Genomic DNA, 20,950 nt, shown 5'->3' on the forward strand with positions numbered 1-20,950 from the left:
GCACGGAGAGCCGCGATGCGGAAGATACTCATAGTCGGAGCCGGCCAGTCCGGGCTCCAGCTGGCCCTGGGGCTGCAGTCCAGAGGCTACGAAGTCACCCTGATGTCCAACCGGACCGCGGACGAGATCCGCTCCGGCCGGGTCATGTCGACGCAGTGCATGTTCCACACCGCGCTCCAGCACGAGCGGGACTACCAGCTCAACTTCTGGGAGTCCCAGGCCCCGAAGATCGAGGGACTCGGCGTCTCCGTCGCCGCCCCCGACTCCTCCCGTGCCATCGACTGGGTCGGCAAGCTGGACGGGTACGCCCAGTCCGTCGACCAGCGCGTGAAGATGGCCGGCTGGATGGAGACCTTCGCCCAGCGCGGCGGACAGCTCGTCATCCACGGGGCGGCCGTCTCCGACCTGGACTACTTCTCCCGCACCTACGACCTGGTGATGGTCTCGGCCGGCAAGGGCGAGCTGGTCTCCATGTTCGGCCGGGACGCGGCCCGTTCGCCGTTCGACGCCCCGCAGCGCGCGCTGGCCGTCGCGTACGTCCACGGCATGGGCCCGCGCCCGGAACACCCGGAGTTCGACGCGGTCCGCTGCAACCTGGTGCCGGGCGTCGGCGAGCTGTTCGTCATGCCGACGCTCACCACCTCCGGCCGCGCCGACATCCTCTTCTGGGAGGGCATCCCGGGCGGACCGCTCGACGCCTTCCAGGGCATCAAGGACCCCTCCGAGCACCTGGCGAAGACCCTGGAGCTGATGGAGAAGTTCACGCCGTGGGAGTACGCCCGCGCCACCAAGGTCGAGCTGACCGACGCCAACGGAACCCTCGCCGGCCGCTACGCCCCCACGGTCCGCAAGCCGATCGGGCGGCTGCCCGGCGGCGGCCTGGTCCTCGGCGTCGCGGACGTCGTCGTGGCCAACGACCCGATCACCGGCCAGGGCTCCAACTCGGCCTCCAAGTGCGCGAACGCGTACCTGGACGCGATCGTCGAGCATGGTGAGAAGGAGTTCGACGCGGCGTGGATGCAGTCCACGTTCGACCGTTACTGGGAGACCGCGCAGCACGTCACCAAGTGGACCAACGCGATGCTCGGCGTCCCGCCGGAGCACGTGCTGAACCTGATCGGCGCCGCCGGCCAGCTCCAGCCGGTCGCGAACCGCTTCGCCAACGGGTTCAACGACCCGGCGGACTTCGAGAACTTCTTCTACGAGCCGGACAAGACGAACGCGTACCTGGCCTCGGTTGCCGGGGCCTAGGGCGTGTCCGCAATGTCGTTTGGTCGTTGGGCCGTTCGTGGTGCGTCGTCATGAAGTGACTGATCAAGCGTGGGAAGTGGTCGGGCCGTTGCTGGCTCCGCCTCGGATGGGTCGTCCGGTGCGGGACCGGCGGCAGGTCCTCAACGGGATCCTGTGGAAGCTGTCCACGGGGGCGGCCTGGCGGGATCTGCCGGATCGGTACGGGCCGTGGAAGACAGTCTACGAACGGTTCCGTCGCTGGTCGGCGGACGGGACGTGGGACCGGCTCCTGGCTCATGTCCAGCAGCACTCGGATGCGGTCGGGAAGGTCGACTGGTCGATCGTCTGCGTCGACTCGACGATCGTGCGGGCCCACCAGCACGCGGCCGGGGCCCGAAAAGGGGGCCCTGCACCGGCGAGGCACTGGGCCGGTCCCGCGGCGGGCTGAGCACGAAGATCCACCTCGCCTGCGACGGGCAGGGCCGACCGCTCGCCTTCACGATCACAGGCGGAAACGTCAACGACTGCACGCAGTTCGAGCCGGTCATGGCCCGCATCGCCATCAAGCGGGACGGGCCCGGCCGGCCCCGCACCCGGCCCGACCGGGTAGCCGGCGACAAGGGCTACTCCTCCCGAAAGATCCGGGCCTACCTGCGCAGACGCGGCATCGCCTGCACCATCCCCGAACGCACCGACCAGATCAGCGGCCGCCGACGACGCGGCGAGACCCCCTGCCGCCTCGACCGCACCGCCTACCGACGCCGCAACGTCGTCGAACGCTGCTTCAACAAGCTCAAGCAGAACAAAGCCCTCGCCACCCGCTACGACAAACGCGCCCGCCACTACCAAGCTCTCGTCACCATCGCCTGCCTACGACTCTGGCTCCCCGCGGACATTGCGGACACCCCCTAGGGCCTGTCGTCACGCCCCCCGATCACCGCTTCGGCGGCCCGACCAGCACCGCCGGTCCGGCCGCCGAGGTCGGTTCCTAGGGGGTGTCCGGCGCCGCGTCCGTGCCGTACCCCGTGTCCGAACCGTCGCGCGCGCCCTCGGGCAGCTCCGGGCGGGTGTACGTCGACAGCGGGGCGCCGCCGGGGTCGGGGCGCACGGCCCCCAGCAGCGGGTTCGATGCCAGCGGCGAGACCTTGACCTTCGCTCCGGGGCGGGGCGCCTGCACCACCAGGCCGTCGCCGATGTACAGCGCCACATGGGTCGCCTTGGGGAAGTAGATCACCAGGTCCCCGGGGCGCAGCGCGGACACCGGCACCCTCGGGAGCCGCTTCCACTGCTCCTGCGAGGTGCGCGGGACCGTCCGCCCCGCCGCCGACCAGGCCTGGGACGTGAGCCCGGAGCAGTCGAAGGAGTCGGGCCCCTCGGCGCCCCACACGTACGGCTTGCCGATCTGCCGGACCGCGTACGCCACCGCGTCCCCGCCCTGCCGCGTCGGGGGCCGGGTGGAGCTGAGCGCGCCAGAAGCCACCAGCTCGCGCTGGGCCTTGTCCACGCCCTGCTGTTCGAGACCGGCGAGCTGGGTGATCTGTTCCTCGGAGAGCGTGGCGAGCAGCCCCTCGACCTCCCTGAGCTTGCCGTTCACGGCATCGCGCTGCTTCTTCTGGCGGGCGGCGAGCTTCTTCTGCTGGTCCAGCGCCTTACGGGAGGCGGCGGCCAACTGGTCGGCGCGCCGGGCGGAGTCGGTGAGCCGGTCCACCGTCGCCGCGCGGTTCGCCGCCAGCCGCCCCACGACATGGCTCTGGTCCAGGGCCCGCTGCGGATCGTGGGCCAGCAGGAGCCGGAGGTACGCCGAGAACTCCGTACGTCCCTGGTACTGCTCCCGGGCCAGCCGCCCGGCGTCCCCGCGGCTCGTCTCCAGCGCGGCCCGTGCCTTCGCCAGGTCCGCGTTCACCTTCTTGAGCTGGGCGGTGCGCTGCTTCAGCTTCTCGGCGGTGGCGTTGTAGGTCTCGCTCGCCTCCTCCGCCGCCTGGTAACGGGTCTGCAACTCGCGCAGCAGGCTGACGACGCTTCTGGGAGCGTCGGGGGCGGCGAGGGCGGTCTCGGCGTCGACCTCCGCCGTGTCCGTGTCCGTGTCCGCGGTGTCCTCGTCCGCCGCGTCCGTGCCGGCGTCGGTGTCGGCGTCCTCGTCCGTGGTGTCCGTGTCCGTGTCCGCGTCCGGCGGGTCTGTGTCCGCGTCCGTGGTGGCCGTCGCGTCGGCTTCCTCGGACGGTACGGGGCCGGGCTCGGCCGAAGCGACGGTGGCTGGCGAGACCGTGAGCGCCGTGGTCAGCACGGTCGTGCAGACCGCGCGCAGGAGCCTGCCTGACACGAGATCACCTCCGTGACGGAGACGCGGCCCGGCAACGGACCCGTCCATAAGTGAGCGAATCCTATTAATCCGGTCACTCGGTGTCGGGTGATGCAAGCACCGCGCGGCGCGCCGCCCGGGGCATCCCCCGGACGGCGGCCCGCCTCAGGCCACCGGGAAGGCGTAGAAGGACCGGTCCCGCTGGACGACGACGGTCTCGCCGAAGGCGAGGGCCCGGTAGGACGCGCGGACCGTCTCGCCCTTCGGGTCGGCCGACCCGATGTCCTGGAACTTCCACAGCCGCTCGCCGTCGGCCGCCGAGAACGCCGTGACCTGGATGGCGTCGGCGGCGATCAGGGTCTTCTCGCTGCCGCTCAGCGTGAGCGAGGGGGCGGGTCCGGTGCCCGGCACCTCCGTGGAGCGGCGCCACACGAGCCGGCCGCTCTCCCGCTCCACCGCGCCGACCAGCCGGCTGCGTTCGGTGGTGTGGATGAGGGGCCCGGCGATCAGCGGGGTGCCGAACCACGAACCGTCACTGCCCTCGACGCGCCACAGCGGCTTCGTCGTGTCCGCCTCGAAGGCCTGGAGGTCCTGGCCGACCGCCGCGTACAGCGTCCCGTCCTCGTCGCCCGAGGTGGCGGCCTCCAGGGAGGCCGCGCCGTACTGCCTGGTCCACAGCAGCTTGCCGGTCTTCTGGTCGAACGAGCGGACCGACCCCTTCCCCTTGGCCTTCTTGACCTCGGCCGCCGTCAGACTGACCGCGTCCTGCCGTACGAGGACGTCGGCGGAGCGCTCCGCGACCACCCGGTAGGCGGGGGTGCCGGGGGCACGGCCCGCGGGTACGGGGGTACGCCACAGTTCCTTGCGCTGCACGATGTCGTACGCGAAGAAGTAGGCCTCGACGACTTCCTTGTCCTTGCCCTTCTTCTTGTCCTTCTTCGGCTTCGGGGCCTTCACCGTCACCGTGTGCGACCCGGTGAACCAGATGACCGGCCCGGAACTCCCGGCCAGCCGCCCGACGGTGAGCCCCGGCAGGTCGTCGAAGGCCTCGGTGTAGCGCACGCGGTGTACGACCTTGCCGTTCTCCGGCGACAGCCACAGGAACTCCGTCGGACTCGCCACGAAGACCAGATCGGCGCCCGCCGCCAGCGCGGCCTGCCCCTTCGCCCCGTCCGCGCGCTGCCACAGCCGCTTGCCGGTGCGCAGGTCCACGGCGCTGGCCTGGCTCTCGCTGGTCACCACGAGCAGCTTGTCCTGCCAGAGCGCGGTGGAGAGCGGGGACGCCTCGGAGGCCGGGTGCGCGTAGATCCAGCGCGGCTCGGGGGCCTGGCCCGGGAGCGTACGGCGGGGCTTGGGCGCGGGCTTGCCGTCCGTCGCCCGGGCGGTGTCGCCGGACCCGAGCGCGGCGACCGAACCGCCGCCCACGATCAGCCCGCCGACGGCCGCCGCCGCGATGGTCAGCAGGGTCCGGCGGCTCGCGGCGGGGTCGGGCGCCGGGGCCGGTGCGGGCGGCAGCGGCAACGACACCATCGGTCCCTGGCCGGGACCGCCCGGACCCGCGGGCCCGGCCGGGAGCGCGGCCGCGGGGTACGGGGCGGGCCCGCCGTGCGTGTGGCCGGGCTGCTGCGGGGTGACGGGGGCGGCGGGCAGGGCGAGCGGTGCGGCGGGCTGCACGGGGTGTGGCGACGGGGCGGGCACGGTGAGTTCGTGGGGGAGCGCGAGCTGGGTGGTCGGCCGGTCGTTCTGCGGCGGGCGCGGCCCGGTGTTGAGGAACCGGGTGGTGCCCCGGTCCTCACCGATGTCCCCGTTCCCCGTGTCGGCGTTCCCGGATGGCGCGGGGGCGCCGGCGGGCTTCCGGAGCGAGGGCGCGTCCACGGGCGGCGCGTCCACGGGCGGCGCGTCCACCGGCGGCGTGCCCACCGGCCGTGCGTCCTCCGGTTCCAGGGCCGTGCCCGCGCCCTCCGGCTCCCGGAACGTCCGGGGGTCCTCGGGCCGGGCGTCCTCGGGGGCGGCGGGGGCATCGGCCTGGCCGGGCTTCGCCCCGGCGTCCCCGGCGTCCCCGGGCGCGGCGGGGGCGTCCCCCTGCTCGTGCTCCGCCGCGGCCGACGCCTCCTCCGGCACCTCCAGGGCCAGGACCCTCGCCTCCTGGTCCGCGACCGCCGCCGCGAGCGGTTCGGGCAGCCAGCCGCCCCGGGCGAGGCCCGCCGCGCCCTCCAGGGCCAGTTCGGCGGCGACCGTGCCGGCGGTGGGCCGCTGATCCGGGTCCTTCGCCAGGCAGTTCGCGATCAGCTCGCGCAACTCGTCCGGTACGGCGCCGAGTTCGGGCTCGTCCTCGGCGATCCGGCGGGTGGCCTCCTCGGCCGGGCCGTCCGTGAACGGCGTCGTCCCGGTCGCCGCGTACGCCAGGAGCAGCCCCAGCACGAACAGGTCGGAGGCGGCGGAGACCTCCTTGCCCTCGATCTGCTCGGGCGTCAGATAGCCCAGGCGCACCGACAGCTGGCCGCCCGGACCGGCTTCCGCCGACGCTGCCGCGCCCAGCGGGCCGAAGGCGGTGAGGCGGGGGCCGTCGGCGGCCAGCAGCACCGTGCCGGGGGCCAGGCCCTGGAGCACGGACCCGGCGGCGTGCACCCGGGAGAGGATCTCGGCGATGCCCGCGCCCAGTATCCGCAGCGCCCGCTCGGGCAGCGGACCGGCGATCCCGATCGCCTCGGCCAGCGGCAGTGCGGGGACGTAACCCGCCGCCGTCCACAGGAGTTCCGCCCCGTCCGCCGGCGTCTCCGCCGGGTCGCCGGTGTCCAGGGGCGGGGTCACCCAGCCGCCCGCGAGGCGTTCGGCGGTGCGGGCCTCGGCCTGGAAGCGGCGGCTGAAGACGGGGACGGCGGCCAGTTCGGGACGCGCGGCGGTGATGAGGGCGGTCTCGCCGGACGCGATGTCCCGGGCCACGTACCGCACGGCGCTAGCGCCTTCGTCGAAGCGGGCCAGCGCGGTGAAGCGACCGAAGCGGCGTGGATCGTCCTGACGCAGCGCCTCCATGGCGCACCCCCTTGTGACCGTTGTGCGGCGACCGGATGGCCCGTCCCCGGCGCCTGACCGTCGATCTTAGACCCACCGGAAATCGGGGAGTGGGAGAAGGAGCCCCGCGACGCCGCCCCCCCCCAATTGCCGGTGGGCCCAAGGGCCTGTGCCGAACGCGGGGGCCGCCCACCGTCGTTCAGTCGCGGCGCGGCGGCTTGGACCAGGGCCACTTGAGCGTGCGGTGCTCACGGCCGCCGGGGGCGTACTCGTACACCCAGCCGCGCTGGAGCCCGAGCCGCTTGGTGTAGCCGGCCGGGACCCGCTGGTAGGCGTACACCGTGGCGGGGCCGCCGTCGGGGGAGGGCACCGGGACCTCGTACCACTTCGGCGGATGGCCGGTCGGGCCCAGCAGGATCGGCAGGACCCGGCCGTCCAGGGGGCCGCCGCGGAAAGGGGTGTTCTCGCTCTTCACCCGGTCAGTCTGACGCAGGGGGCGCGGGCAGCAGGTGCGCCGCCTCCGCGACGACCGGAATCACCCGTTCCGCGAGCTGTCCGGCCGGGCCTTCGGAGGTCTCCAGGGCCAGCAGGTCGTTCACCACCGCCGCGGTCTCCGGGTCGGTCGCGGCGGTCGCGGCGAGCAGGGCGATCAGATGGTCGACCAGCCAGCCGCGCAGCTCGGCGGCGGCCGGCTGCTTCCCGTCGTCCAGCCACATCAGCGACACCGCCTCGACGGCCGCGATCCAACTGCGCACCAACATCCGCAGCCTCGGCCCGGCGGGCTGCTCCCCGGCCCCGCCCATCCGCCCGAGGTGCCGCAGGATCTCGTCGGCCGCCGCCCGGCGCACCCCGTCCACGATCGTCGTCGTCCGGGAGGTCTCCACGACGCTGCCGCCGCGCAGCAGGGCGCTGAACCCGGTGTCGTGCTCGTCGACGAAGCGCAGATAGCGGTCCAGTACCCGGGCGACCCGCTCGGTCGGCGGGCCCACCGGCGGTTCGGTGAAGCACAGGGTCAGCTCGTCGGCCGCCGAGCCGAGCGCGGCCTCGTACAACTGCTGCCGGCCGCCCGGGAAGTAGCGGTAGACGAGCGGCCGGGACACCCCGGCCGCCACCGCCACCTCGTCGAGCGACACCTCGTCGGGCGCCCGGTGGGCGAAGAGCCCGAGCGCGGCGAGCAGCAGCTGGGCGCGGCGCTCCTCGACGCTGAGCCTCCGGTACGTCGCCCGGGGCGGCGGGACTGCGGCGGTGGACGTCATGCCCCCGAGCTTAGGGCCTCTCGTTCGGATCATGCCGGGCTCGCGGGGCTCGGCACGCGCATCTGCGGCATTGTCGTCGGTCGCCGATGCTCCGCAGTGACTCCCTCCTCCGCCTTGCAGCTGCACGCACCGAGCCCCGCTCCCTGATCCGGCCTGATCCGAACGAAAGACCCTAGACGCTGTCGGCCGGTACACCTCAGGCCAGCAGACCGGAGCTTCGCCACAGCCGGCGGCCGACGCCGTTCAGCAGCCCGATGTCGTCGAAGAAGTCCGTGAGCCGTTTCGCGCCGGACTGCATGACTTCGGCGCGGTGGCCGCTCGCCTTCACCTGGGCGACGGCCTCCCGGCGGTCCAGGCCGACGTTCTCGTACACCTGCGGGTTCACGAAGCAGACGGAGAACACCCGGGCCGCCTCGCCGCAGCTGACCTTGGTCAGTTCCCGCTCCCAGCGCGGGGCGGTCACCATCTGGCGGCGCAGCTCCTCGCGGGCGTACCGGACGTGCCTGGCCTCCTCGATGACATGGATCCGGGTCACCCCGCGCACCAGGGTCTGCACCCGCTCGTCCGGGAAGGTGAGGCGCTGCATCCAGTCGAGGATCTCCTCGCCGAGCAGGGTCGCGGCGAACGAACCGGGGGTGGTGGAGACGGTCTTCAGGACCCGCGCGAGGTTGTGGTAGACCCGCGGCACCGGATACGTCGGGGCGCCGCCCCAGTCGATCATCCGGCCGAACATCATCGAGTGCCGGCACTCGTCGGCTATCTCCGTGAGCGCGTAGCGGACGTGGTTGCTGGTGACGGGCTTGTCGTAGACGTGCCGGACCAGCAGCTGCATCAGGATGATCTCGAACCAGATGCCGAGCGATGCCAGGGCCGCCGCCTCGTGCCGGGAGAGGTCGAGCCGCTGCTCCTCGGACATCCGGTCCCACATCGGGGTCCCGTACAGCGAGAGCAGCTCCGGCGGCCAGAACCACTGGCCGTCCTCGACCGCCGCGTCCCAGTCGAGTTCGGTGTCGGGGTCGAAGGAGTGCTTCGCCGAGGATTCGAGCAGCCGCAGGGCGATCTGCTCGCGGTCGCGGAGCGGCCCGAGCGCGTCGCGGAGCACGGTCGCATCGCGAGCGGTGACGGTCGTCATGGCGGGAGCACCTCACAGAGGGGGACCGGGAACAGGAGCCACCGGAAACAGGAGTTACCGACGGTCATCCCTTATGAGACTGCTCGTCAGCAAGGCCGTCAATCCCTTGCGCACGGTTCCGTCCGACTTGTTGACCCGATGTCTACCAACGTGTGAACCTGCCGGGGAGGCGGCTGATGCACGCGCTCAACTGCCTTCGGCGTCACGGAACTTGTCGATCGCGTCCCGCTGTCCGAGGCGAAGGAGCCGTCCGTGTCCACCCATGAGCTCTACACCACCCCGCCCGCCGAACCGATCTGGCAGGTCCCCGCCACCGGGGCCGCCCGGTTCAGCTGGGACTACGACGACGGCCGTGAACGCCTCCTCGCCCTCTACCAGAAGGGCAAGGACAAGCAGTGGGACGGCAACAAGCGCATCGACTGGTCCCTGGAGGTCGATCCCGCCGACCCGCTCGGCACCCCCGACGAGGCGCTCACCCTGTACGGCACCCCGCACTGGGCGAAGATGACGGAGAAGGACCGGGGCGAGCTGCGCAAGCACTACACCTCCTGGCAGTTCAGCCAGTTCCTGCACGGCGAGCAGGGCGCGATGGTGTGCGCGGCGCGCATCGTGGAGTCCGTCCCCGACCTGGACGCCAAGTTCTACTCCGCCACCCAGACCATGGACGAGGCCCGGCACGCCGAGATCTACGGCCGGTTCCTGCACGAGAAGATCGGCATGCTCTACCCGGTCAACGACAACCTCCAGGGGCTGCTGGGCGACACCCTGCGCGACTCCCGCTGGGACATGCCCTACCTCGGCATGCAGGTCCTGATCGAGGGCCTGGCGCTGGCCGCCTTCGGGATGATCCGCGACACCACGACCAAGCCGCTGCCCAAGCAGATCCTCGCGTACGTCATGCAGGACGAGGCCCGGCACGTCGCTTTCGGGCGGATGGCGCTGCGCGACTACTACAAGCAGCTGAGCGACGCCGAACTGCGCGAGCGCGAGGAGTTCGTCATCGAGGGCTGCTACCTGATGCGGGACCGGCTCAGCGGGGTCGAGGTCCTGGAGAACTTCGGCATCGGCAAGCAGGAGGCGAAGGACCTCTCGGAGCACTCGGAGTACCTCCAGCTCTTCCGGAAGCTGCTCTTCAGCCGCATCGTCCCGTGCGTCAAGGACATCGGCCTGTGGGGCCCGCGCCTCCAGAAGGCGTACGTCGACATGGGCGTCCTCGAACTCGGCGACTCCAACCTCGACCTGCTGATGTCGCAGGACGAGGAGATAGCCGAACAACTGGACCGGGACCGCTTCGCCGCCGAGGAGGAGGCCCGGGTGGCGGAGGTCGCGGAGGCGATCGAGGAAGGCGGCGAGGCGGCCGCCTGAGCCGAGGAGGGCTGGCGGGCGAGGAGGGGCGAGGCGCCTTGCTCTCGACCTGATACCGATATCGGCCGCATCGAAATTCCGTTCGCAAACCTGCCGTACCGTGAGCGCATGACCACCCCGCCGCATCCGCCGCAGGGCCCGTACGGGCCGCCGCACCCGCAGAATCCGTACGGTGGCCCGCCGCCGGTCGCGCCGGGGGCCGTGCCGCACCAGCAGCCCTACGGCTACCCGCAGCAGCCCCCGCCCCCGCCCCAGCAGGGCGGCTGGGGGCAGCCCGGCCCGCCGGGCGCGGGCGGCGGCTGGCCGCCCCAGGGCCCGCAGCCCCCGCGCCGCAAGCGGACCGGGCTGATCATCGGGATCGCGGTCGGCGCGGTCCTGGCGGCGGGCGGGATCGTCTTCGGGGTCACCCAGCTCGCCGACAAGGGCGCCGACCTGGTGTACCCGAAGGCGGAGTACGAACTCGTCGTGGAGAAGAAGCTCCTGGACGGCGAGTTCAGCCTGGAGCAGGACCTCTCGGAGACCGAGGGCGAGGAGATCGAGAAGACCCCCGACGCGAGCATCCGGGACGCCGAGGCGGTCGTCGCGCACTACACCTCGGCCAAGGGCGGCGCGTTGGTGCTCTCGGGGATGTACGGGCGGCTGGCCAGCCCCGACTTCATGCGCGGCAAGATCATGGAGGGGGCGGCGGAGGCCGACGGCGCGACCCTCGTCGTGCGCCCCAAGAAGTTCCGGCCCGAGGGGTACACCGTCACGGTCGAGTGCCAGGTCGTGCAGTCGAAGGAGTCCGGCGGCCTCGTCAGCATCCCGATGTGCGCCTGGGGCGACGACAACACCGCAGCCATGATCGGGGTGATCCGGCCGGAGACCCTGCTCAAGGACCCGAAGTCCATCGACCTGGCGGCGGTCGCGGAGGAGACGGCCAAGGTCCGTGAGGAGATCCGCCGGCCGATCGGCTGACCGTCGCTCAGCGGCGCCCCGGCAGCGGCGGCGCCGGCGCGGCGGGCAGGGCGTCCTCCACCGCGCGGGCCGCGGCGAGCAGCCCGAGGTCCGCGCCGCGCGGTGCCACCACCTGGAGCCCCACCGGGCAGCCGTCCCCGGTGAACCCGGCGGGCAGGCTCGCCGCCGGATGCCCGCTCAGGTTGAACGCCCAGGTGAGCGCCGTGGAGTAGCGGGACCCCGGGCCCTCGTGACCGTGCGGCCGGTTCGGCGTGGCCGGGGTCAGCAGCAGGGCGCCGCCGGAGAACAGCCCGTCCAGCCGCTCGTCGTTCGCCCGCCGCACCCGCACCGCCTCCGGGTCGTCCGGCGAGCCGCCCCGTACCGCCGTCCAGGCGCCCGTCGGGTCGAGCAGTCCGGCGTCGCGGTCCAGCAGGCGTACGGTACCCGCCGCGACGAGCCGGTCCACGGCCGCCCGGACGACGGCCGCCACCTCCGGGTCCACCGCCGCGAACCCCAGGTCCTCGCTGTACACGGCGGGCAGGGGGAGAGGCAGCGGAAGCCCGAAGGCCTCGTCCGGCGTGCCGCCGCCGCTCAGCACCCGGCGCAGATACGGCTCCGCTGCCGCCGCCGACCGGGCGAACACCCCGGCCGATGCCAGCCCGGTCCGGTCGGGGGAGGGGAGGAGCCCGTTCGTCGTCTTCAGCCCGAACACCCCGCACCAGGCGGCCGGGATGCGGACCGAGCCGGCCCCGTCGCTGCCCGTCGCCGCCTCCGCCATCCCGGCCGCCACCGCGACCGCCGACCCGGCCGACGACCCGCCCGGAGTACGGTCCGCCCGCCACGGGTTGACCGTACGGCCGTGCGCGCCCTGCCCCCAGGTCTGCCAGACGGTGCCGGGGCCGGGCACCGAGGTCGCGCCCACCGGGACCCCGCCCGCCGCGATCAGCCGGCGGGCCGCGTACGAGCGGATGCCGGAGGGGCCCTTCACCGCGAACGGCCGCCCGCCCAGGGGGAGTCGCCGCGCCACGGCCTCCCGTTCCCGGGCAAGCGCTTCGTCCGGCCAGACCTCGATGAACGCGTGCAGCGCCGGGTCCAGCCGCTCGATCCGCTCCAGGGCCCGCGCCACGGCGGAGGTCGTACGCGTCATGGGCCCAGTCTGCCCGCACCGTCCGACGCCGGGCGGGTCACTCCTCCAGCGCCGCCTCCATCACGGCCCGGGCGATCGGGGCCGCGCTGCCGCCGCCGCTGATGTCGGCCCGGTCGGCGGCGGCGTCCTCCACCACCACCGCCACCGCGACGGCGGGACGGCCGGAGTCGGGGGCCTGGGCCCAGGAGATGAACCAGGCGTACGGCAGACCGGAGTTGTCGACGCCGTGCTGGGCGGTGCCGGTCTTGCCGCCGACCCGGACCCCGTCGATCGCCGCGTTCGACCCGGTGCCGTTCTCCACCACCTCGACCATCATCCGCTGGAGCTGCACGGCCGTCGCCGGGTTCATCGGCCGCTCGTACGACTCCGACCCCTCCTGCCGGACGGTGTCCCCGGTGTTCGTGGTCACCCGGTCCACCAGATGCGGACGGCGCAGATCCCCGCCGTTGGCGACCGCCGACGCGACCATCGCCATCTGGAGCGGGGTCGCCGTCGTGTTGAACTGCCCGATGGAGGACAGGGCCAGCTGGTCCTCGCTCATGTCCGTGTCGAAGTTGCTCCTCGCCACCCCGGACGGAATGCGCAGCCCGGTGTCGTTGAAGCCGAACTTCTCCGCCGTCCCCACCATCCCGTCGAGGCCGACCTCCACCCCCAGATGGGCCATCACCGTGTTGCAGGAGACCCGGATCGCGTCCGCCAGCGACGCGTTCTCGCAGCCCCTCGCCTCGTTCGGCAGGGTTGTCCGCGTCCCCGGCAGGACGTACGGCGACGGGGTGTCCGTGGCCGCGTCCGCGTCCGTCACCACCCGGTCGTCCAGAGCCGCCGCCGCCGTCACGATCTTGAACGTGGAGCCCGGCGGATACGTCTGCCGGATGGCCCGGTTGAGCATCGGCATGCTCGTGGAGTCGTTCAGCCGGGACCACGCGTCGGTCACCGCCGCCCCGGTCCCGGACAGCCGCTCGGGGTCGTACGACGGCGTCGACACCAGCGCCAGGATCGCGCCCGTCGACGGGTCCAGGGCCGCCACCGCGCCCCGTCGCCCGCGCAGCCCCTCGTACGCGGCCTGCTGCATCGACGCCTTGATGGTCGTGACGACATCGCCGCCCGGCTGCCGGCCCCGCGTGAACTCGTTCCAGAAGGGCAGCGGCGCCAGCAGGGAGTCCGTACCGGAGAGCACGGCGTCCTCGGCGTTCTCGATGAGCGTCGTGCCGTACGTCTGCGAGGCGTATCCGGTCACCGGCGCGTACAGCGGGCCGTGCAGATAGGTGCGCTCGAAGCTCAGCTGTTCACCGGTCTCCTTGTTGCCGGTCACGGGCCGGTCGCCGACCAGGATGTTCCCGCGCGGCTGGTCGTAACGGACGATGGCGTCACGGCGGTTGGCCGGGTTGTCGTCCAGCTCGTCGGCCTCGAAGAGCTGGACGCGGGCCGCGTTGACGAGCAGCGCCACGAGCAGCAGCAGACAGAAGGCGGCGGCCCGCCGGATGTAGCGGATCACCGGTTCTCCTCCTCCACGGCCGCGACGACCCCCGTCTCCACCTGCTCCGGATGGGGCCGGCGCGCGACGTCGCTGAGCCGGATCAGCAGCGCCACGATGATCCAGTTGGTGACGACGGACGAGCCGCCCTGCGCGAGGAACGGCATCGCCATCCCGGTCAGCGGGATCAGCCCCATCACCCCGCCCGCGATCACGAACACCTGGAGCGCCAGGATCGAGGCGAGACCGATGGCGAGCAGCCGCCCGAACGGGTCGCGCAGGGCGAGCCCGGCCCGGTAGCCGCGCGCCACGAGCAGCGCGTAGAGCAGGAAGATCGCGGTCAGACCGGACAGGCCCAGCTCCTCGCCCGCGGTCGCGAGGATGAAGTCGGACTTGGCGGCGAAGCCGATCAGGATGGAGTTCCCGGCGCCGAGCCCCGTCCCGAGCATCCCGCCCGCCGCGAACGCGAACAGCGACTGGGCGAGCTGGCCAGGGCCCCGCCCCGCGTCGATCGAGGCGAACGGGTCGAGCCAGTCCTCCACCCGGCTGTGGACGTGCGGTTCGAAGGAGCCGACGACGAACGCCCCCACGGCCGCCAGGAGCAGCCCGACCGCGATCCAGCCGGTCCGGCCCGTCGCCACGTACAGCATGATGACGAACAGCCCGAAGAACAGCAGCGAGGTGCCGAGGTCCCGCTCCAGCACCAGCACGCCGACGCTCAGCAGCCAGATCGCCACGATCGGCCCCAGCACCCGGCCCGCGGGCAGTTGCAGCTTCCACACCCTGCGGCCGGTGTACGCGAGCGCGTTGCGGTTGGCGGCCAGATAGGCGGCGAAGAACACCGCCAGCAGGATCTTGGCGAACTCCCCGGGCTGGAAGGAGAGTCCGCCGATCCGGATCCAGATCTTCGCCCCGTTCACCGCCGGGAAGAAGATCGGCACGATCAGGAGCACCAGCGCCGTCGCCACCGAGAGGTACGCGTACCGCTGGAGCACCCGGTGGTCGCGCAGCAGCACCACCACGGCGGTGAACAGCGCGACGCCGAGCGTGGACCAGACGAGCTGGGTGGGCGCGGCCTGGTCCCTCGGGGTCTCCAGGTCGAGCCGGTAGATCAGGACCAGGCCAAGGCCGTTGAGCAGCACGGCGATCGGCAGCAGCAGCGGATCGGCGTACGGGGCCCGGAAGCGGACCGCGACATGGGCGAGCAGCGCGAGCGCCCCGAGCCCGGCCCCGTATCCGGCGACATCGGGCGGCACGGCGCCGTCGTGGGTGAGCCCGACCGCCGCATAGCCGAAGACGGAGATCAGGACGCCCCCGACGAGGAGGGCGAGCTCCACCCCGCGCCGCTTGGGCAGGCGGAGCTCGGGCGGGGGAGCGTCCGCCGTCGTTGCGGTCATGCCCCGCAACGTAGCAAGAGGTGGGCGGTATTTCCCTTATGTCACACCTTTGTCGCTTCCGGAGCCCTCTCGCACCCGCGCCCGCCCGTGGAGCGCGCGGCGACAGGGGCCGGGCTCCACGGGCGGGCGCAGGTGCGGATGTGCGGGTGACGCGAGGTCAGCACCACTTCGGCGCGGCGCCGATGTTCTCGATGTAGCGGGCCGAACCCCAGGCCCAGGTGCCGTCGGTCAGCAGGTACCAGCGGTTGTTGCCGTCGACGTTGTCGCCCTGCGTCTTGCAGAAGATGGTGACGTACGAGCCGTACTTCACCGAGCCGACGACACGGCTGCTGCGGGTCGGCTTGTCACGGAGCAGCAGGTACGGCTTGGCGATGACCCGTCCCTTGTAGGTCCGCTTGGGCGCCTGGGGCCGCGCCTGGCCCTGCTGCTGCGCCTCCTGGCGGGCCTCCTTCTGCTGCGCCTCGTGCTCGCGCTGCAGCGCCGAGGCGGAGAGCTCGTCGGACATCGGGTCCGGAGCGCCGGCCTCCGCACGCTGGCCGACGGGCTGGGGGTCGGCCGCCATGGCGGCGGGAGCGGCGGCCGTGAGCGCCGCGAGCGTGCCGGTGGCCACGCAGAGACCGAGCCGGCGGAGCCGCGAGGGGCGGGACAGGGGGGACATGCTGCCTCCATGCGATGAGGAAAGCGGAACGTGGGGGACACGAGCTGGGCTCGTGATCGTCACGCTAAAATCGCCACTCACGGTCTGCAACGCGTCACGATGCGTGAGAGTCGTTCCCCGTTGAGCCGTCCGGGTCTTCCGGGCCCCGCCGACCCCTGTCCCCACCGGGATTCCCGGCGGAATCACCGTCGTCGAGCCGCACGTACTCCGGCAGGGTCAACCGGGCGAGCGCCCCGCCGTCCGGCGCGTTGCCGAAGTCCAGCCGGGCACCGATGACCTGGGCCTGACCGAGCGCGATGGTCAGCCCGAGACCGTGCCCCTTGCCCGCGCCGTCCGTACGGAACCGCTGCGGTCCGCCGTCCAGCAGATACGCCGGGAACCCGGGCCCGTGGTCCCGCACGGAGACCACCGCGCCGTCCACGCCCAGCACCACCGGAGGGGCCCCGTGCCGGTGGGCGTTGGCCACCAGGTTGCCCAGCACCCGCTCCAGCCGCCGCCGGTCGGTCTCCACCCGGGCCGCGCCGCTCACCCGTACCTCGGTGTCGGTGCCCGACGCCCGGACGACCCGCTCCGCGATCGGCGCGAGATCGTGCACGGCCAGGTCGACCTGCTCGGTACGGGCGTCCAGCCGGGAGATCTCCAGCAGGTCCTCCGTCAGCGCCCGCATCGCCTGCACCCGGTCGCGCACCAGCTCCGCCGGGCGGCCCGGCGGCAGCAGTTCGGCGGCGGCCGACAGACCGGTCAGCGGAGTGCGCAGCTCGTGCGCCACATCGGCGGTGAACCGCTGCTCGGTCTGGAGCTTGCGCTGGAGGGTCGAGGCCATCGTGTCGAGCGCGCCCGCCACGATCGCCACCTCGTCCTGGGCGCGGACCGGACGCGCCGTACGCGGATCGTTCACCCGCGCGTCGAGGTCGCCCGCGCTGATCCGGCGGGCCACCCGGGCGCTCTGGTGGAGCCGGCGGGTCACCCGGCCGACGGCGAACAGCCCGACGAGCAGGGTGGCGGCGATGGCCAGCAGCGAGGAGCCGATGATCGCCCGGTCGAGGCCGCCGATGGTGCGCGCGCTGTGGCTGTAGTCCGTCCAGGTGGCCAGCGCCCGCCCGTCCGCCGGGCCCGCCGCCCACATCGCGGGGCCGCCCTGGCCGTCCGGGTCGTCCGGCCGGTGCGGCCCGTCCGCGACGACCGTGCCCCGCTCGCCCCCGGCCGCGAGGGCGCGCAGCGAGCCCGGCAGGCCGGGCGGGTCGATGCCGGACCCCCGGGGCAGCGGCTCCCCGGCCTCGTACGCGTCGGTGACCACCTCCAGCCGGGCCAGCGCCTTCTCGCGGGCGTGCTCGACGGTCTGCCGGGTGACCGCGGTGTGCACCAGGACGCCGAGGAGGGCGGCCAGGGTGCAGCACATGGCGGTCAGGAAGACCGCGGACTTCCAGGTGAGGCTCGCGGTCCAGGAGGGCGAGCGGAACCGGCGCCTACGCCTCATGGCGTCCCCGTGGCGGAGCCGGAGGGCGTGGGAGTTCCCGGGCTTGCGGTGGCGTCGGCGGACGGGGTCGAAGTGCCCGTCGCCGGGTTCGTCGGCGTGCGCTTCGGCCTCGGGGCCTTCCGGTGCTCGGGCGTCCGCAGGATCTCGTCCCGGGTCGGCAGCATCGCGCGCTGCCGGTCGTCCCAGGACCACGCGGTGCGGTACTCGTACCCCGGGATCACCGAGGGAGCCCGCATGATCAGGTCCCGGCCCGCCAGCTCCACGCTGATCACGGCGTCGTACGTGGACATGATCCGGGTCAGCCCGCCCCCGTCCGGCATGTAGACGCGCACCGCGAGCTGCTGATCGGGCATGCGGATGCCGAGCACCAGTTCGTCCCTGCCGTCACCGGTCAGATCGCGGTAGTACGGCGGGAGTACCGGGCAGTCCTCCGGGGCGGTCCGGCACGCCTCGATCTGCCGCACCGTGCCGTCCGGCAGCTCGTCCAGGCCGCTGTCCCGGTCCGTCTTCGCCTTCAGGCCTGCCTGCGCCACGGTCACCGGATCCAGCCGCCGCACATCACCGCCGGCGACCCTAATCCCCGGGATCTTCGCGGTCTCGCCCTCCCCGTAGTCGTACGGGGCGGAGGAGGCGGGCGGCAGCTTGGGCCACAGGGCCTTGGGCTCGACGGCCGACGGCGCGTCCCCCGCGCTCTTCAGCCCGCCCGCCGCGCCGCAGCCGGACAGCACGGCGAGCGCGGCGACGGCGCACACGGCGGTGCGGGTCGCCGCCGGGGCGCGGTGCGGACGCAACTCTCGCCTCCTCCTCGACGACAGAGGCTTCACACCCTAATCGGACAGCCGTGTGCAATGCCCGGTTCGCACCACTGCGTGACGTTGCGTGACCCTACGGTGGCCGCAGGGTCGGTGCCGGTGGCAGGGACGGGTCAGGGCCGGATCAGCGCTGGTACGGGTTCTGCCCGGGAGGCGTGACGCCGGGCTGCTGCGGGGCCCGGCCGTAGGCGTTGCCGTCCTGCCCGGCCGCGGCCTGGGCCAGCAGCTGGTCCGCCTCCTCCTTGGGTATCTGCCGCTCCCCGCCGCAGAACGTGCACTGCGTGGCGTACTTCGTCGAGAACGGGAACAGCGGCACGAAGAACAGCGTGAACTTCGTGACCCGCTTACGCAGGGTGTGCGCCGCCGGATTGCCGCACCAGCCGCACACCATCGTCAGGACGGCCAGTTGGTAGAGGTAGCCCTTGGTACCGAAAATGATCATGACGTGCTTCCTTTCCCCGTCCCCCGCAGTGCCTGCCGGCACAGCGCCAGGAGCTTTTCGTCCTCGTGGATGTCATGACTGCCGTACCCGCCGTCCATCGCGTTGTGACGGCGTACGGAGGCGAGTTCGCTCCGCAGGACGTGTGCCGCGGCCGACCCCTCCGGGAATGGCCCCATCCGTGCCAGGCATTCTGCCACCCGGACCCGGACGTGGCGGTTCTGCTCCCAGGCGGTGAGCAGCGCCGCGACGGTCTCCCGGGTCCGGCCGGACACCTCCCACAGCGCGATCGCCGCGTCCACCCGCAGCCACAGCTCCTCGTGCGCCAGCAGCCCGCGCAGCCGGGGCGCGGCCACCGCGGCGCGCGGCCCGAGGGCCGCGAGCGCCACCGCCGCCGCCCGCCGGTCGTGCACCTGGTCCGACTGGAGGCCCTCGATCAGCACCGGCAGCACGGCGTCGGCGTCACCGGAGACCGCCCACAGGGCCTCGGCCGCCTCCGTCGCGGACGCCGTCCCCGGGCGGCTGACCAGCGCCCGCAGCTCGGGGACGGCCTCCCGCGCGGCGGGCCCGAAGGCGCCGAGCGCCCGCAGCGCCGCCGTACGCAGCCACTCGCCCCGGTACTCCGGCGCCCCGCGCAGCACCCGCAGCACCTCGGGGGCCGCCTCGCCCGCCCGCAGCGCGGTCAGCCCGGCCAGCAGCGGGCTCGCCCGGTCGTAGGCGCCCTCGTCCAGCTCCACCTCCGCGAGCCTGCGCCGCAGCGCCCCGGCGAGCGGCCGGGCCGCCGCTCCCAGGTGCCCCACCGCGAACCCCACGTCGTGCGCCACCTGCTCCAGCTCCAGAGCCGCCGCGAGCGCGGGCACCGCACGGGCGTCGCCGAGCCGGGCCAGGGCCTTCACGGTGGAGGAGAGCCCGGGCGGTCCGCTGGCCCAGGCCTTCACCCAGCTCCCGGGATCGGCGGCCAGCCGGGCGGCCAGGGCGTCCGCGGCGGGCGCGGCGAGCCCGAACAACTCCTCCAGCACGTGGGACGCGGCCTCGGCGAGCCGGGGCTCGGGGTCGGACAACTGCTCGCCGACGAGCGCCACCAACTCCTCGTACGGGCCGCGCCAGGCCCGTATGAGCCCGCCGCTCATCCGTACGGCGTCGATCCGCTGGCGGCGGTCGGGGCTGCGCAACTGGTCGGCGAGCAGTGCGGTGCGGTCGCCCACCCGGTCGTCGAGTCCGACGTGCAGCGTGCGCAGCAGATCCGCGGCCCAGGGGGTGTCGCGCCCGGCGTTCTCCTGGGTGGACAGCGAGCGCAACTGCCCCACGAGCGTCGGCGTCGCGACGTGTTCGCCCCGCCCGGTCTCCACCGAGGCCGGTGGATCGAGGTCCACGGCCTGCACCGCCTCCACGGTCTCGGAGCCCGCCTGCTCGCTCGGCTTCACGAGCTCGGGGTCCACGGGCTCCGCGTCCGGTGCCGTGTCCGGGCCGGGCTCCGGCTCGTCGTCCTCCCGCGCGGCGATCCCCCCGGGAGGGGCGTGCTCGCACTCGTCGCCCCGGTCGCCGGACTCCTCCGGCACCGAACGCATCTCGCGCAGCAGCGCCGAGACCACCGGCACCACGTCCCCCGGCAGCCCGTCGGGCGAACAGCGCGCCAGCTGGGCCAAGGCCGCGAGCCGCAGCCCCGGGGAGTCGGCCCGGGACGCCAGCAGACCCAGCCACTTCCCGACCCGCTCCGCCAGCGGCCGGTGCCGCAGAGCGACGCGCCCGGCCGCCTCCACCAGGGCGAGCCGCACCTCCTCGTCGGGCTCCACCGGCAACCGCTCCCGCAGCAGCGCGAGCACCCGCACCGGGTGCCGGTGCAACGTGGCGAGTGCCAGCGGGGCCGCGAGCCGCACCCCGGGATCCTCGTCGGCGATCAGCTCGAAGAACACCCCGGCGCCCGCGGTGACCGCGGCCGCCGCCATGGCGTAGTTCGCGGCGCCCTCGATCTCGTCCTCGTCGATCGCCGCCTCGTCGTCCTCGTCGAGGTCGAAGCCCCCGATGCTGGTGAGCAGTTCGACGACGCCGCCCCGGTCCTGCACCCCCGGGTCCACGACCAGCTCGAACAGGAACGGGATGCACGCGAGCGTGCACGCGTACACATCGCCCTGGTGGTGCACCGCCCCGTACATGCCGTCGAGCGCGGCCTCCCGCTCCGCCGGATCGGCGGAGGCGAGCCCCCGCAGCAGCTCCGGTACGTCGTCGGCCGGCCCGTAGGCATGCTCCATCGAAGCCCAGTCGACCTCGTCGATCCCCGAGAACACGCCATCCCCTCCCCACGATCACGACAGCGCC

General features: G+C 73.3%; 16 protein-coding genes and 1 pseudogene. 4 read left to right on the forward strand and 13 right to left on the reverse strand.

From position 1 onward, the window contains the following. The first annotated feature begins 15 nt into the window (after nucleotides 1–15). Together WQO_RS24380 and WQO_RS35290 are read left to right on the forward strand one after the other, a co-directional pair. Complete coding sequence (locus WQO_RS24380) at nucleotides 16–1,251, forward strand: styrene monooxygenase/indole monooxygenase family protein (protein WP_010061452.1); 1,236 nt, start codon at nucleotides 16–18, stop codon at nucleotides 1,249–1,251. Nucleotides 1,252–1,291: 40 nt separating this feature from the next. Next, nucleotides 1,292–2,142, forward strand: a pseudogene (locus WQO_RS35290) (IS5 family transposase). 76 nt (nucleotides 2,143–2,218) lie between these two features. Here the strand turns inward: WQO_RS35290 and WQO_RS24395 are convergent. From WQO_RS24395 to WQO_RS24415, 5 genes are all read right to left on the reverse strand, one after another. Beyond that, nucleotides 2,219–3,550 carry a C40 family peptidase gene (locus WQO_RS24395; RefSeq protein ID WP_010060252.1) on the reverse strand — a complete coding sequence of 444 codons (1,332 nt, stop codon included), beginning with the start codon at nucleotides 3,548–3,550 and terminating at the stop codon, nucleotides 2,219–2,221. Between the two features lie 144 nt (nucleotides 3,551–3,694). Further along, nucleotides 3,695–6,562: an outer membrane protein assembly factor BamB family protein gene (locus WQO_RS24400; protein WP_010060250.1), complete on the reverse strand. Its 2,868-nt coding sequence runs from the start codon at nucleotides 6,560–6,562 to the stop codon at nucleotides 3,695–3,697. 178 nt (nucleotides 6,563–6,740) lie between these two features. Then, complete coding sequence (locus WQO_RS24405; RefSeq protein WP_010060248.1) at nucleotides 6,741–7,016, reverse strand: hypothetical protein; 276 nt, start codon at nucleotides 7,014–7,016, stop codon at nucleotides 6,741–6,743. 4 nt (nucleotides 7,017–7,020) lie between these two features. After that, the gene (locus tag WQO_RS24410) at nucleotides 7,021–7,797 is read right to left on the reverse strand and encodes a TetR/AcrR family transcriptional regulator (RefSeq protein ID WP_010060247.1); all 777 of its coding nucleotides are present in this window, start codon (nucleotides 7,795–7,797) and stop codon (nucleotides 7,021–7,023) included. Nucleotides 7,798–7,993: 196 nt separating this feature from the next. Beyond that, nucleotides 7,994–8,929, reverse strand: a complete 936-nt coding sequence (locus tag WQO_RS24415) for an AurF N-oxygenase family protein (protein ID WP_010060246.1) — start codon at nucleotides 8,927–8,929, stop codon at nucleotides 7,994–7,996. A 252-nt stretch (nucleotides 8,930–9,181) separates the two neighbouring features. Between WQO_RS24415 and WQO_RS24420 the strand changes: the two genes are divergently transcribed. Together WQO_RS24420 and WQO_RS24425 are read left to right on the forward strand one after the other, a co-directional pair. Then, on the forward strand, nucleotides 9,182–10,294 hold the full coding sequence (locus WQO_RS24420; protein WP_010060245.1) for a ferritin-like domain-containing protein: 1,113 nt from the start codon (nucleotides 9,182–9,184) through the stop codon (nucleotides 10,292–10,294). A 108-nt stretch (nucleotides 10,295–10,402) separates the two neighbouring features. Beyond that, nucleotides 10,403–11,251 (forward strand): hypothetical protein, encoded by an 849-nt coding sequence (locus WQO_RS24425; RefSeq protein WP_058954086.1) that lies wholly within the window; start codon nucleotides 10,403–10,405, stop codon nucleotides 11,249–11,251. 7 nt (nucleotides 11,252–11,258) lie between these two features. Here the strand turns inward: WQO_RS24425 and WQO_RS24430 are convergent, their stop codons facing one another. The 8 genes from WQO_RS24430 to WQO_RS24465 form a co-directional block, all read right to left on the reverse strand. Then, nucleotides 11,259–12,377, reverse strand: coding sequence for an amidase family protein (locus tag WQO_RS24430; RefSeq protein WP_010060242.1), 1,119 nt, complete (start codon nucleotides 12,375–12,377; stop codon nucleotides 11,259–11,261). Between the two features lie 37 nt (nucleotides 12,378–12,414). Continuing rightward, nucleotides 12,415–13,872 carry a peptidoglycan D,D-transpeptidase FtsI family protein gene (locus WQO_RS24435; RefSeq protein WP_010060239.1) on the reverse strand — a complete coding sequence of 486 codons (1,458 nt, stop codon included), beginning with the start codon at nucleotides 13,870–13,872 and terminating at the stop codon, nucleotides 12,415–12,417. Further along, a complete protein-coding gene (locus WQO_RS24440; protein ID WP_010060238.1) occupies nucleotides 13,869–15,248 on the reverse strand; it encodes an FtsW/RodA/SpoVE family cell cycle protein in 1,380 nt (459 codons plus the stop codon). Before WQO_RS24440 ends, WQO_RS24435 begins: the two co-directional genes overlap by 4 nt. Before the next feature lie 157 nt (nucleotides 15,249–15,405). Beyond that, nucleotides 15,406–15,906 carry an SH3 domain-containing protein gene (locus tag WQO_RS24445; protein WP_010060235.1) on the reverse strand — a complete coding sequence of 167 codons (501 nt, stop codon included), beginning with the start codon at nucleotides 15,904–15,906 and terminating at the stop codon, nucleotides 15,406–15,408. 94 nt (nucleotides 15,907–16,000) lie between these two features. Beyond that, nucleotides 16,001–17,383: a sensor histidine kinase gene (locus WQO_RS24450; protein WP_010060234.1), complete on the reverse strand. Its 1,383-nt coding sequence runs from the start codon at nucleotides 17,381–17,383 to the stop codon at nucleotides 16,001–16,003. Further along, entirely contained in the window at nucleotides 17,380–18,174 is a 795-nt protein-coding gene (locus WQO_RS24455) for a hypothetical protein (protein ID WP_010060233.1), read from the reverse strand. The genes WQO_RS24450 and WQO_RS24455 overlap by 4 nt, the downstream gene beginning before the upstream one ends. A 145-nt stretch (nucleotides 18,175–18,319) precedes the next feature. Next, nucleotides 18,320–18,637: a zinc ribbon domain-containing protein gene (locus WQO_RS24460; protein ID WP_010060232.1), complete on the reverse strand. Its 318-nt coding sequence runs from the start codon at nucleotides 18,635–18,637 to the stop codon at nucleotides 18,320–18,322. Continuing rightward, nucleotides 18,634–20,919, reverse strand: a complete 2,286-nt coding sequence (locus tag WQO_RS24465) for a HEAT repeat domain-containing protein (RefSeq protein ID WP_058954087.1) — start codon at nucleotides 20,917–20,919, stop codon at nucleotides 18,634–18,636. The genes WQO_RS24460 and WQO_RS24465 overlap by 4 nt, the downstream gene beginning before the upstream one ends. Nucleotides 20,920–20,950: the final 31 nt, after the last annotated feature.

Origin of the sequence: Streptomyces globisporus C-1027, from assembly GCF_000261345.2 — a bacterium.
Taxonomy (GTDB): domain Bacteria; phylum Actinomycetota; class Actinomycetes; order Streptomycetales; family Streptomycetaceae; genus Streptomyces; species Streptomyces pakalii.

Coding starts and splice junctions, on each gene's coding strand:
- WQO_RS24380 (WP_010061452.1), top strand. CDS start 16: ATGCGGAAGATACTCATAGTCGGAGCCGGCCAGTCCGGGCTCCAGCTG.
- WQO_RS24400 (WP_010060250.1), bottom strand. CDS start 6,562: ATGGAGGCGCTGCGTCAGGACGATCCACGCCGCTTCGGTCGCTTCACC.
- WQO_RS24410 (WP_010060247.1), bottom strand. CDS start 7,797: ATGACGTCCACCGCCGCAGTCCCGCCGCCCCGGGCGACGTACCGGAGG.
- WQO_RS24415 (WP_010060246.1), bottom strand. CDS start 8,929: ATGACGACCGTCACCGCTCGCGATGCGACCGTGCTCCGCGACGCGCTC.
- WQO_RS24425 (WP_058954086.1), top strand. CDS start 10,403: ATGACCACCCCGCCGCATCCGCCGCAGGGCCCGTACGGGCCGCCGCAC.
- WQO_RS24430 (WP_010060242.1), bottom strand. CDS start 12,377: ATGACGCGTACGACCTCCGCCGTGGCGCGGGCCCTGGAGCGGATCGAG.
- WQO_RS24440 (WP_010060238.1), bottom strand. CDS start 15,248: ATGACCGCAACGACGGCGGACGCTCCCCCGCCCGAGCTCCGCCTGCCC.
- WQO_RS24445 (WP_010060235.1), bottom strand. CDS start 15,906: ATGTCCCCCCTGTCCCGCCCCTCGCGGCTCCGCCGGCTCGGTCTCTGC.
- WQO_RS24450 (WP_010060234.1), bottom strand. CDS start 17,383: ATGAGGCGTAGGCGCCGGTTCCGCTCGCCCTCCTGGACCGCGAGCCTC.
- WQO_RS24460 (WP_010060232.1), bottom strand. CDS start 18,637: ATGATCATTTTCGGTACCAAGGGCTACCTCTACCAACTGGCCGTCCTG.